Raw genomic sequence first — 12,798 nt, 5'->3', positions numbered from 1 at the left:
TTTGCCGAAAAGCAGGAATTGTTCCTGAAATAGTACATGAAACGCATTGACACAGATTTCACGAATCAGCTATAATAGCCCCATGAAACAGAAACAGTTGTTTCGAAACAGTATAGGGTTTATATTTGAAGGAGGATTATCAACATGAGAAAAGAATGGGAATCTTTTCGCGGAGGCATCTGGGAAAAAGAAATCAATGTAAGAGATTTCATCCAGAAAAACTACACACCGTATTTAGGTGATGACAGCTTTCTTGCAGGACCGACAGAGGATACAAAGGCACTGTGGGAGCAGGTTATGGATCTGTCCGCGCAGGAGCGCGAAAAAGGCGGAGTCCTTGATATGGACACGAAAATTATTTCTACCATTACGTCCCATGGACCGGGATATCTTGACAAAAGCAAGGAAAAGATCGTAGGCTTCCAGACAGACAAGCCGTTCAAGCGTTCCCTGCAGCCATATGGCGGTATCCGCATGGCAATCAAGGCATGCGAAGAAAATGGATACCATGTGGACCCGGCAATCGTTGAATTCTTCACTAAACATAGAAAGACACACAATGACGGAGTATTTGATGCTTATACACCGGAGATGAGAGCGTGCCGTTCCAGCCACATCATCACAGGACTTCCGGATGCATACGGACGCGGACGTATCATCGGCGACTACAGAAGAGTTGCTCTTTACGGTGTGGACAGACTGATCGAGGACAAGCAGCATCAGAAAGATACGACAAGAACAATCATGTACTCTGATGTTACAAGAGAAAGAGAAGAACTCTCCGAACAGATTAAAGCATTAAAAGAATTAAAAGAACTGGGACAGATCTACGGATTTGACATTTCCAGACCGGCTGAAAATGTACAGGAAGCGATCCAGTGGCTGTATTTCGGATACCTTGCTGCAATCAAGGAGCAGAACGGTGCGGCAATGTCCCTTGGACGTACTTCCACATTCCTCGATATCTATGCTGAGCGTGACCTTGCAAACGGCACATTCACAGAGGAGCAGATTCAGGAATTCATCGACCACTTCATTATGAAGCTGCGTCTTGTAAAATTTGCGAGAACACCGGAATACAATGCACTGTTCTCCGGAGACCCGACATGGGTAACAGAGTCGATCGGAGGTATGGGAATCGACGGACGTCCGATGGTTACAAAGATGTCCTACCGTTACCTTCATACACTGCAGAACCTTGGAACAGCACCGGAACCGAACCTGACCGTGCTGTGGTCCACAAGACTTCCGGAAAACTTCAAGCGTTTCTGTGCGAAGACATCCATCGAGTCTTCTTCCATCCAGTATGAGAACGATGACCTGATGAGAGTGACACATGGTGATGACTACGCAATCGCATGCTGCGTATCCTCTATGCGCGTAGGTAAGGAAATGCAGTTCTTCGGAGCCCGCGCAAACCTTGCAAAATGTCTGCTTTACGCAATCAACGGTGGTGTGGACGAAATTTCCAAGAAACAGGTGGGACCGAAGTACCGTCCGATCACATCCGAATATCTGGATTACGATGAAGTAAAGAGCAAATTCAGTGACATGATGAAATGGCTTGCACAGGTATATGTCAATGCACTGAACATCATCCACTACATGCATGACAAATACTGCTACGAAAGAATTCAGATGGCTCTTCATGACAAGAAGGTAACACGCTGGTTCGCGACAGGTATTGCAGGACTTTCTGTTGTAGCTGACTCCCTGTCAGCGATTAAATACGCGAAAGTAAAAACAGTCCGTGACGAGAATGGTATTGTAGTAGATTACGAAATTGAAGGAGATTTCCCGAAATACGGAAATGATGATGACCGTGCAGATGAGATCGCATACGATATCGTGCATGAGTTTATGTCCTATGTAAAAGGAAATCACACATACCGTGGAGGTATCCCGACAACATCCATCCTTACGATCACATCCAACGTTGTATACGGAAAGAATACAGGATCTACACCGGATGGAAGAAAGGGCGGCGAGCCGTTCGCTCCGGGAGCAAACCCGATGCACCACAGAGACAGCCATGGTGCGGTAGCTTCCTTAAGCTCTGTAGCAAAACTGCCGTTTAAAGATGCTCAGGATGGTATTTCCAATACCTTCTCCATCATCCCGGGAGCACTCGGAAAAGATGACGCCATTCTTTTTGACGACATTGCTTTCGAGCTGGAGCCGGACTGCGCATGCTGCGAGCCAAATGCAACATTAGACGACGAAGAATAATATATAAAATAAGGAGGACAATCATATGAAAATCAGTGAAGCTCAGATTGACAATCTTGTAGGTTTATTAGATGGATACGCTGAAAAAGGCGGACATCATCTGAATGTAAATGTATTCACAAAAGATACACTTCTGGATGCACAGGCTCATCCGGAAAAGTATCCGCAGCTTACTGTACGTGTGTCCGGATACGCAGTAAACTTCAATAAGCTGACAAAAGAGCAGCAGGATGAGGTTATCTCCAGAACATTCCATGACGAAATGTAATCAGGGCTATATTCATTCGACAGAGAGTTTCGGGACCGTGGACGGTCCCGGAATTCGTTTTGTCATCTTTTTCCAGGGGTGTCCGATGCGATGCAAGTACTGTCATAATCCGGACACCTGGCAGCCGAACCAGGGAAATCTCATGACAGTGGAGGAACTTCTGGAAACATATCGTCATAATGAGAAGTTCTACAGAAAGGGCGGGATTACCGCGACGGGCGGTGAGCCGCTTTTACAGCTTGAGTTTCTGACAGAGCTTTTCAGGCAGGCGAAAGAGACCGGGATCCATACATGCCTGGATACATCCGGTATTGTATACAGAGAATCAAGAAAAGAAGAGTTTGAGAAGCTGTTTGCGGTTACGGATCTGGTTCTGCTGGATATTAAACACAGCCTTCCGGAAGGCCACAGGGAACTGACAGGACAGGATCAGGCTCCGGTGCTGGAGTTTGCCAGAGCACTGGAGACGGCGGGGGTACCGATGATTATACGCCACGTTGTAGTTCCTGGTATTACCGACGGGAAAGAAGAGCTGGAGACACTGGGACATCTGATCTCCGGTTTCCGAAATCTGAAAGGGCTGGAAGTGCTTCCATATCATACGATGGGGACGAAAAAGTACGAACAGCTCGGAATGAAATATCCGCTGGAAGGCGTGGAAGCCATGGATAAGACAAAAGCCCATGAAGCGAGAGAATTCCTGCTGAAAATCATAATGGAAGACAGAAAGAAAAGGACTGCAAAATAAGCCCTTTATATCAGAAAACGCCAGCTCCGGCAAGACCGGAACTGGCATTTTTTAATTAGGAACTATTTGAAATTCTGCATAGACATATTCGGTTGAAGAAGAAGCATTTTCCGTATCGATAGAATATGGTTTTTTAATTCTGTAGGATCCGCTTTCTGAGACATCATCTAGCGTACAGATAAATCTTTTTTCTTCACCTGCCGCGATAGTGTAGGCAATATCCTCATATACGATCGAAACCGGAATTTCCGTCCATTTATCATTAAGAAAGGTTTCGATCTCATAGGCTTCTCCGGTTGCGATGTCCTGTTCACTATTATTTATCATATTCACTTCTATTTGTGAACTTGAAGAAGGAATTACGTTTTCGTCCGAACAAAGTTCTAATAATACTGCCGGATTCGTTTCGCCATTATCGATGTGGGCTTTATTCGACGCACACCCATTGCATCCCAGCAAAATTACAGCCAATAAAATGAAAATCTTCATATATCCTCCTATATAAGCTCCTCGTTCTGTTCTGTCTCTGCTATCAGCGAAGAAATGATCTCTACCGCTTCCTCTTCTGTGTAGAAAAGGTCTTTATCCAGATGTTCACAGAAATCGCAGAATCCGTGGAGCAGTCCCGGTTCTGTGATGTCCAGGCAGATCAGCCGTTCCGGATTGGAAGACGGGAACATCAGGTAACCGTTCCGGTGGTTGACATACATGAACAGTTCGTTATCAAGGTCGCCGATGCTGCATTTAAGCATCCGGATCCCTCCGGCCGGACAGATCTGGAGGAACTGTCTGATCAGAGTAATACGGTCCGCAGGCTCAAACGGCCGGTATACTTCCGGCGGATATTCCGGGATCCGTCCGGTATCCAGAAAGCGCCGAAGCCCTTCTTCGGAGAAGATGAAAAGCATGCGGTGGCCGGTAAAGCGTTTCCTGAGATCATGTACATAATCTCTCAGCATGGAAATCAAATAGCTGCGGTTTGGAAGTTCTGGATAAATATATTTGTCATAAAAATAATCCGGAATACAGTAGGTCAGACACGGGAGCATCTGAAAACAGTAGTTCTGATCGACGTCTGCCTTGAGGTTATGAAAATAATCAAGCTGAGTCGACAGATCACTCATGGTAACACCAAAGGAAGAGGTCTGCTCCAGATACTGATCATAAATCTGATGAAAGAACTGCAGGCTCTTCTCTGTCTGGAACAGGATTCCGGAACGCATATCTCTGGAAAGAAGGAATGCGTGTCTGGATGTAAGCACAAGATAAGGGAAGAGAAGAAGCTCATTTGATGAATGAACCAGTTCCCCGTAGTAATAATAAACATTGTATTTACATGCACAGCAGTAGACCGGGAGAATCTTCTTCAGGCAGGTCAGATTATAGTTTTTCTTGTTAATTGTCAGCTGATCGCTGGAATTAAAACAGATAATATGGCTGATTGACAGGTTTTTGTTTTCATATCCCAGAGTCGGAAGAAGATTCATCAGAAAATCCGAGTCCGGCTGGATCAGAAGACGGATCTGGGGATCGTTTGTCCGGGATTCCAGAAAAAGAATATAAAACAGCTGATGGTTAATTTCATTCTGCCCGGTTATGGTAGATACACCCGGAGTATCCGGGAAACAGGATAAAGGCGCAGGGGTCGGGGTGGAATAAATTTCAGAGTATTTTTTAAAATTTTCAAATAATTCAAGAATGCTTTTCCTGCGGTAGTAGTTTTCCAGCCCGTCAACGGAAATTTTGTAGGATTCGATAAAATCATTCCGTTCGGAAGGGGTGAGCCGCAGATACTCGGCCATCAGAAGAACGGTGTCCATGTTTGCCACATGCCGTGTCCCCTTGATAATTTTATACATAAAGGAGCGCTCAATTCCGCAGAACTGCGCCATTTCATTTGATTTTATGGCTTTTGCAGCGATATGCTTCCCTAATAAATCCGAAAATATCGACATAGATTTTTCTCCTGATTTTAAAATAATGTTCTGTTATGGAACGTGTGTTAGAATTATTATAAAGAAAAGAGGATAAAAAAACCAGATGTAAATGGAAAAAAGATTGTCCAATTTTTTGTCCACTTGGAAAATCTATAGAAAGAACAGAATAAACATGCTACAATAAATTTGTCTAAAGGGAGAGAGGGAGTTAGTGATTAATAATAGTGTATACCGCAGAAATGTGGTATGATGAAAACGAATCTGGCAACAAGATTCGTTTTTTGTTGTCTGTAAATATGGAGGTAGCGATGGAAATAATTATCAGAAATGCAAAAAGAGAGGAAGCGGAAATTCTCGCTCAGATAGAAAGGGAATGTTTCCCGGAGGCGGAAGCGGCGACGGAGAAAGATATTGCGGAACGGATGGGCGCGTTCCTGGACTGCTTTTTCGTGGCAGAGGCAGACGGAAAGGTAGTTGGATTTATTAATGGAGCTGTGGCAAAAGAGCCGCATCTGCCGGATGAAATGTACCATGACACCGGTCTTCATGATCCGGATGGAGGCTATCAGACGGTGTTTGGCCTTGATGTGCTGCCGGAGTACCGGAGACAGGGAATTGCAGGCCGTCTTCTTGATAGGATGATTGAACATGCGCGAGAGTGCGGCAGAAAAGGTGTCGTGCTGACATGTAAAGATCATCTGGTACATTATTATGCGGGATTTGGATTTGAAGATCACGGAGTGGCAGATTCCAGCCACGGCGGAGCCAAATGGAATGATATGCAGCTGAAATTCTGATGATGGATCAGAAGCAGAAGCGATGGAAATTTCCGGACATTTAAAGAATCCGGGAAGTGTGCTATAATCAAGGTGCCTGATAAATGCAGGATTTTTGATGAAAGGGAATGGATATGGTTTACACATGGGCGGCTGACACCGCTTTGCTGATGGATGAAAAACAGTATGAGGCTTATTACCGGCAGATTCCGAAATGGAGACAGGAAAAGGCGGACCGGATCCGGATGAGGGAAGACCGGGCGCTAAGTGTCGGTGTCTGGGCATTGTATCAGAAAGCACTTCGGGAAAGCGGGCTTTCAGAAAAAATGGTCTTTAATCTGTCTCATTCCGGACACTACGTGTTGTGTTCGATTGCGGATACGGAAACGGCGAGGACCGGATGCGATCTGGAAAAGACAGGGATTCCAAGACTGAAAGTGGCCAGGAGGTTTTTCTGCCGCTCTGAATGGGATTATATTCAGAAAAAGGCGTCTGAAGATGAGAGGAAGGAAGCGTTTTATCGTTACTGGGTTTTGAAAGAAAGCTTTATGAAGGCGACGAGACTTGGAATGAAGCTTCCTCTGGATGCATTTGCAATCCGCCTGAGTGAAGGGGAAGATCCGGTGTTGACAAAAAAGCCGGATACGATAGAAGGACGGTTTTATTTCCGGGAATATCCGGAACCGGAGAGAGGATTTTTTGCTGCTGTGTGTTCGGAAGATCCGGACATGGCAGAAAATCTGAGGTGGATGACACTGTGACAGAAAGACAGAAAGGACTGCAGAATGAAAGATCAGACAAAAGAGAAGATAAGAAAACTGGAACTTCTGATACGTTACCGGATCAGGAAGATGCACCATCCGGGAAAAGTATTTTTTGTTTCCTGCGCAACGGTTCTTGTGGCCGGATTTTTGGGCGGGGTGGCGCTCGGACGCTATGTAGAAAGCCGGCAGGCTGCGGAGACAGTACAGAAAAAAGATAACCAGTATGAATCCCTTGAGAAGGAATATAATTCTGTAAAGGAGCAGGCCGAGGCTCAGAATGAAGAGACAAGGCCGTGGTACCTGATGCTTGTAAATCAGTCTCATCCGATGGAAGACGGATACGTTCCTGAACTTGCCAATATTGATGATTCCCACCAGGTTGACGCAAGAGTACTGGAGCCTTTGCAGAACATGTTGAAGGCCGCCAGTGATGAAGGGTACAGCCTTTATGTCTGCTCGGCGTACCGCTCTGTAGACAGGCAGAAAGAGCTGTTTAACGAATCAATGATTGATTATGTGAATCAGGGAATGACCTACTACGAGGCAGCTATTGAGACGGCGAAGTCGATTGCGTGGCCGGGAGAGAGTGAACATGCGACAGGTCTTGCAATGGATATTGTATCTTCGGATTATGCAGGACTGGACGAAAAGCAGGGAGAGACCGATGACCAGAAGTGGCTGATGGAGCACTGCTACGAATACGGGTTTATCCTGAGATATCCGAAAGACAAGTCGGAAGACACCGGGATCATTTATGAGCCGTGGCATTACCGCTATGTCGGAGTGGAGGCGGCACTGGCGATCCGGGATCAGGGCGTGACGCTGGAAGAATATCTGAATGAAGAATATTAAAAGATGACAGTTCTCTTGGACAGGAGGAATGCCGGATGGAATGGAGCAGACTGTTGTCCCCGAAGCGGCAGCGGACAGGGAGAAAACATAAGGAGAAAAACAGAACAGATTTAAGAAGCAGTTTTGAGAAGGATTATCACAGAATTATCGGGAGCGCCTCATTTCGGCGGCTCCAGGATAAAACACAGGTATTCCCGCTTGACCGGAGTGACTTTGTGAGAACAAGACTGACCCATTCTCTGGAAGTCTCATCTTTTGGGAAATCACTTGGACAGAATATCGGGGAGTATATCCTCGCTTACGGGAAAGATCCGGAATTTACTCCTCAGATGAAAGAGGACATCTGTAATATACTTTTATGTGCCGGACTGATCCACGATATCGGGAATCCGCCGTTCGGCCATTTTGGGGAAACGACAATCCGGGAATGGTTTGAGGAGCATCTCTCAGGGATTACATACGGAGGGAAGCCTCTGACGCAAGTTCTGACTCCAAGAATGCTGGCTGATTTTTACTACTTCGAAGGAAATGCCCAGGCGTTCCGTCTTGTGACGAAGCTTCATTATCTTGTGGATGAAACCGGAATGAATCTGACCTTTGCGCTGTTAAACACGATTGTCAAGTATCCGGTTGATTCTCTGCATGTGGATCCGTACAGTGAGAAAATCCAGCAGAAAAAGCTGGGATATTATCTGGCGGATGAAGAACTGTTTTTTAAGATCAGCAGTGAGACAGGAACCGGAAACAACCGGCACCCTCTGACTTTTATTCTGGAGGCAGCCGATGATATTGCGTACAAAACAGCGGATATCGAAGACGCTTATGTGAAAGGTTTTCTGCCGTTTTCAGCTCTTTCCAGAGAACTGGAAAAGATAGATACCGGCGAGACATTTCAGGCTTATGGACACCTGATGGATCTTTACCGCGGTGCTGTCGAAAGGCAGGAAGAAGAGCCGGAAGCCTATGCGGTCAAAAACTGGATTGTGCGGGTGCAGTCGTTCCTGATCGCCTGCGCGACAGAAGGATTCACAGAGAATTACGAGGCGATCATGTGCGGAGAGTATCAGAAGGATCTGTTTGCAGGGACAAAGGCGGAAGAGCTGATGGATGTACTCGGGCATGTTGCAGAAAAATATGTGTTTATGACCGATGAAATCTATAAAATGGAAGTGGCTGAATCGAGAATTCTTTCCTTCCTGATGGAAAAATTTGTGATGGCAGCTGTCCGGTACAGTGATCCAAAGCAGAAGATGGATTCGATTGACAGGCGGATGCTTGCTTTCATTTCGGATAATTATAAGAAAGCATATCAGCATCAGTCTCAGGGAAAAGGAGATATTGAGAAGCTGTATCTTCGGATTCTGCTTGTAACGGACTACATCTGCGGAATGACGGACAGCTACGCAAAAAGGCTGTATCAGGAGTTGACAGCGAAGATATAAAAAGAAAACACGACATAAACTGACAGGGAGGGATTGCATACGGTCTCTCCTTTTTTGAGTTCGTTTCTGGTTTCCGGTTCTTTTTCTGAAAGGACGGGCATAGTATGGAAAGGAAAAGGAAACAGGCGGGAAGCAGATTTATGAAGCGTTTTATCTGTTATCTTTATGAGTATCAGGAAGGAAGACGGATCAGAAATATCGGATTTTGTAAAGTGGAATCATCGGAGGATGGATGCACGGTCAGTATTCACGGGAAAGGCTGGGGGATGAACAGTCCGAAAAAGCTGTCACTGTATCTGTTCTGGAGAGAGAATGGAAAGTGCCTTGGGGTGTATCAGGGAGAACTTGGGAATGTCAGTCCGGCACTGAATTACAGGCTTTCCTATACGGAAGAAGATGTAGGAAGCAAAGCACGGTATGACCGCTTGGAGGGAATCATTTTATGCGGAGAGAACGGGCCGCGGTATGCTGCGGTCTGGACCGATGAGGCGGTGGATATCAGCCGGATGGAGCCGGCCGGAAAAGAAGAGATGACAGAAGAAAAGGAAGAACAGCCGGAAGAACCGGAAGAGCCGAACGAGGAAGAGCCGGTGCCGGAGGAAAATGAGATGCCGGATGAGCAGGAAGAACCGGCAGGTGTTTCCTATGATGTGAGGGAGATTTTGCCTGAGGAGAGCCGGGAACTGGAAGAAAAGGAGCCGGAACCGTTCTATTTTGACGAGGAAGAGGAGGATTCGAAGCCTGAGATTGCGGAACAGGAGTGTCAGACAACGTGCCGGTTTCGCTGCACCAAAATCCAGAGACAGGATCTCTCAAGACTCATCCGAAGAGAGTGGCAGCTGGCAAACAACAGCTTTCTCCTGCACGGTTATTATAATTATCATCATCTTGCTTTTTTGCAGGAGGGAGAGAACCTCTACCTCGGAGTACCGGGAGTCTACAGCGAAAAAGAACGAAGAGCTGCACAGGCCTTCGGATTTCCTGGATTTGTAAATTATGAGGAGGAGATGCTGGATCTGCCGGAGGGAGAAAAAGAGGACCGGGCAGATTTCGGGTATTGGTGTCGACAGGTTCATCAAATTAGAGTATAATGAATAAGAAATTGCCGTGTTTCAGAGGACTTTCGATAAAAACGGCACAGAAGAATTTCAGTAAAAGACACAGGAGTATCGAAGATGGGACGCAGACGTTCAAAAGAAGAGAAAGAACAGGAAGAGAAACTTCAAAAAGAGCTTCAGGAAAAGCAGGATATCAAATACATGAAAGAAGCGGTGAAGCAGGCGAAGAAGGCTTATGCCCTGGGTGAGGTCCCGATCGGATGTGTCATCGTATATGAAGATAAGATTATCGGACGGGGATACAACCGCCGGACGATTGATAAAAATACACTGGCCCACGCGGAGCTTCAGGCGATCCGCAAGGCGAGCCGGAAGATGAATGACTGGAGACTTGAGGACTGTACGCTGTATGTCACCCTGGAACCGTGCCAGATGTGTTCCGGGGCGATTGTGCAGGCGCGGATCAGGCGGGTAGTCGTCGGATGCATGAATCCAAAGGCGGGCTGTGCAGGATCGATCATGAATCTTCTGCAGGTGCCGCAGTTTAATCATCAGGTGGAACTTACGACGGGGATCATGGGCGAAGAGTGCAGCCGGATGATGAAGACATTTTTTAAAGAATTAAGGCAAAAAAAATAGAGCAGTCATCTGCTCTTTTTTGTGCGCTGTGCGTCGAACGCATCTCCCAAGCGTTACTCTGGCAGTTAACTCAACCCAGGCACCCTCGCGGCACACGGGAGGTTCCGCTTAGTGCTGCTTCGTTCCCGACCTGACACGGTTCACGGAGTCCAGTTGCGCGAGACCCGAAGTATCAACGCCACTTTCCAGAGGCAGCCTCACAAGAATACGCCCTCGGCACAGCATCACCCCTACTATAGCGGATTGTAGGTACAGGGTACCGCTAACACCCCGGCTGCACGTTTCATAAGTTTACAGTGTTTTTGGGGAAATGTCAATAAAATCGGCAAAATAAAAAGGAGAAAATTACGTATGAAAACCATTCTCGCGGCAGTGAATGCCAAATATATCCATTCCAATCTGGCTGTCTATTCTCTAAGGGCTTATGCAAAAGACTATCTGAGTGAGACGAAGATTGCGGAATATACGATCAACCAGCAGATTGATGAGATCCTGATGGATCTGTACCGGGAGCAGCCGGAACTTCTGTGCTTTTCCTGCTATATCTGGAATCTGGATTATGTGGAGGAGCTGGTGCGGGAGATCAAAAAGATCCTGCCGGAGACGATCATCTGGCTTGGCGGTCCGGAAGTCTCCTACGATGCGAAAGAGGTGCTTCTCAGACTGCCGGAGGTTACCGGAGTGATGAAAGGAGAGGGCGAGGAGACGTTTGCCGCGCTTCTGGACTTTTATCACGGGAAAACAGAAAGGCTGGATGAGACTGCCGGAATCACGTTCCGGAAAGAGGACGGTGAGATCCGGGAGAATACATGGCGGGAAGTCATGGATTTAAGTCTTGTACCGTTTGTATATGAGGATCTGAGCCTGTTTGAGCATAAAATTATTTATTATGAGACAAGCAGGGGATGTCCGTTCCGGTGCAGCTACTGTCTGTCCTCGGTTGATAAATGTCTGAGATTCCGGGATCTGGATCTGGTAAAACGGGAGCTTCAGTATTTCCTGGATCAGAAAGTTCCGCAGGTGAAATTTGTGGACCGGACGTTTAACTGCCGCCACGGCCATGCGAAGGAAATCTGGAAGTATCTTCTGGAACATGATAATGGAATCACCAATTTTCATTTCGAGGTTTCGGCGGATCTTCTGGATGAGGAGGAACTGGAACTGATTTCCAGGATGCGTCCGGGACTGATTCAGCTGGAGATCGGAGTGCAGTCGACCAATCCGGATACGATCCGGGAAATTAAAAGGACGATGAATTTTGAACGGCTTTCGGAAGTGGTAAAAAGGATCAAGACAATGGGAAATACACACCAGCATCTGGATTTGATTGCGGGGCTTCCATATGAAGGATATGAGAGTTTTGGACAGTCATTTGACGATGTCTACGGCCTGATGCCGGATCAGTTACAGCTTGGATTTCTGAAAGTGCTGAAGGGTTCTTATATGCAGGAGCATGCGGAGGAATACGGACTGGTATATAAAGGAAAACCGCCGTACGAAGTGCTTGGGACAAGCTGGCTTTCCTACGGAGAGATTGCACAGCTTAAAAAGATCGAAGAGATGGTGGAGGTCTATTATAACAGCGGACAGTTTGCGAATACACTGCGCTTTCTGGTAAAGGAATTTGCATCGCCGTTTCGGATGTACGAGAAACTGAGCGGCTACTATGAGGAGAAAGGACTGTTTGGCCGGAGCCACACAAGAACCGCAAGATACGAGATTCTGCTTGACTTTATCGGGGAAAACGTAAAAGGAAAGACAGAATTTTACCGGGAACTTCTGGTGTATGATCTGTATCTGCGGGAAAATATCAAGAGCCGTCCGGAATTTGCAGGGGAGTCTCTGGCGGACAAGGAGTTTTTGAAAGCATTTTACGACAGGGAAGAAAAGGAGCCGGTATATCTGAAATCCTATGAAAAGGCGGATAGCCGGAAACTCCGGAAGATGACCCATATCGAAGTATTTGAGTTTCAGGTGGACCGGGATATGGAGCCGGGGAAAACCGTGCTGCTGTTTGACTATCAGAACCGGAATCCATTAAATTATGAAGCGGCGGTGTTCCGGATCGGAGAAAAAGAGGAGTAA

12 protein-coding genes and 1 other RNA gene are annotated in these 12,798 nt (G+C 46.6%); 10 read left to right on the top strand and 3 right to left on the bottom strand.

The features are described 5' to 3' along the window. Window positions 1–144: 144 nt before the first annotated feature. The 3 genes from pflB to pflA are packed head-to-tail and all read left to right on the top strand — an operon-like array spanning window position 145 to window position 3,245. Window positions 145–2,229, top strand: a complete 2,085-nt coding sequence (pflB, locus tag B5G11_RS00995; protein ID WP_087166607.1) for a formate C-acetyltransferase — start codon at window positions 145–147, stop codon at window positions 2,227–2,229. Window positions 2,230–2,254: 25 nt separating this feature from the next. Then, complete coding sequence (grcA3, locus tag B5G11_RS00990) at window positions 2,255–2,497, top strand: autonomous glycyl radical cofactor GrcA3 (RefSeq protein WP_024734038.1); 243 nt, start codon at window positions 2,255–2,257, stop codon at window positions 2,495–2,497. Then, complete coding sequence (gene pflA, locus B5G11_RS00985; protein WP_087166608.1) at window positions 2,484–3,245, top strand: pyruvate formate-lyase-activating protein; 762 nt, start codon at window positions 2,484–2,486, stop codon at window positions 3,243–3,245. Before grcA3 ends, pflA begins: the two co-directional genes overlap by 14 nt. A 51-nt stretch (window positions 3,246–3,296) precedes the next feature. Here the strand turns inward: pflA and B5G11_RS00980 are convergent, their stop codons facing one another. After that, a complete protein-coding gene (locus B5G11_RS00980) occupies window positions 3,297–3,734 on the bottom strand; it encodes an immunoglobulin-like domain-containing protein (RefSeq protein ID WP_087251854.1) in 438 nt (145 codons plus the stop codon). A gap of 8 nt (window positions 3,735–3,742) precedes the next feature. Continuing rightward, the gene (locus B5G11_RS00975) at window positions 3,743–5,200 is read right to left on the bottom strand and encodes a helix-turn-helix transcriptional regulator (RefSeq protein WP_087251853.1); all 1,458 of its coding nucleotides are present in this window, start codon (window positions 5,198–5,200) and stop codon (window positions 3,743–3,745) included. Window positions 5,201–5,490: 290 nt separating this feature from the next. On the opposite strand from B5G11_RS00975, the gene B5G11_RS00970 reads away from it, so the two are divergent. The 6 genes from B5G11_RS00970 (at window position 5,491) to tadA (ending at window position 10,713) form a co-directional block, all read left to right on the top strand. After that, a complete protein-coding gene (locus tag B5G11_RS00970; protein ID WP_087251852.1) occupies window positions 5,491–5,979 on the top strand; it encodes a GNAT family N-acetyltransferase in 489 nt (162 codons plus the stop codon). Between the two features lie 113 nt (window positions 5,980–6,092). Continuing rightward, a complete protein-coding gene (locus B5G11_RS00965) occupies window positions 6,093–6,719 on the top strand; it encodes a 4'-phosphopantetheinyl transferase superfamily protein (protein ID WP_158099173.1) in 627 nt (208 codons plus the stop codon). 24 nt (window positions 6,720–6,743) lie between these two features. Then, on the top strand, window positions 6,744–7,574 hold the full coding sequence (locus B5G11_RS00960; RefSeq protein ID WP_087166612.1) for a M15 family metallopeptidase: 831 nt from the start codon (window positions 6,744–6,746) through the stop codon (window positions 7,572–7,574). Window positions 7,575–7,609: 35 nt separating this feature from the next. Next, complete coding sequence (locus B5G11_RS00955) at window positions 7,610–9,016, top strand: deoxyguanosinetriphosphate triphosphohydrolase (protein ID WP_087251851.1); 1,407 nt, start codon at window positions 7,610–7,612, stop codon at window positions 9,014–9,016. Between the two features lie 104 nt (window positions 9,017–9,120). Then, window positions 9,121–10,107: a DUF6128 domain-containing protein gene (locus B5G11_RS00950; RefSeq protein WP_087251850.1), complete on the top strand. Its 987-nt coding sequence runs from the start codon at window positions 9,121–9,123 to the stop codon at window positions 10,105–10,107. Window positions 10,108–10,191: 84 nt separating this feature from the next. Then, on the top strand, window positions 10,192–10,713 hold the full coding sequence (tadA, locus tag B5G11_RS00945) for a tRNA adenosine(34) deaminase TadA (RefSeq protein ID WP_087251849.1): 522 nt from the start codon (window positions 10,192–10,194) through the stop codon (window positions 10,711–10,713). Between the two features lie 19 nt (window positions 10,714–10,732). On the opposite strand, the gene ffs is transcribed toward tadA, so the two are convergent. After that, window positions 10,733–10,995, bottom strand: an RNA gene (gene ffs, locus B5G11_RS00940) — signal recognition particle sRNA large type. Between the two features lie 69 nt (window positions 10,996–11,064). Here ffs and B5G11_RS00935 point away from each other — a divergent pair. Then, window positions 11,065–12,798: a B12-binding domain-containing radical SAM protein gene (locus B5G11_RS00935; protein ID WP_087251848.1), complete on the top strand. Its 1,734-nt coding sequence runs from the start codon at window positions 11,065–11,067 to the stop codon at window positions 12,796–12,798.

Origin of the sequence: Drancourtella sp. An57, assembly GCF_002161525.1 — a bacterium.
Taxonomy (GTDB): Bacteria; Bacillota; Clostridia; order Lachnospirales; family Lachnospiraceae; genus Sellimonas; species Sellimonas catena.
The sequence above is the reverse complement of the archived record's forward strand: the minus strand, read 5'-3'. Positions and strand labels throughout refer to the sequence as shown.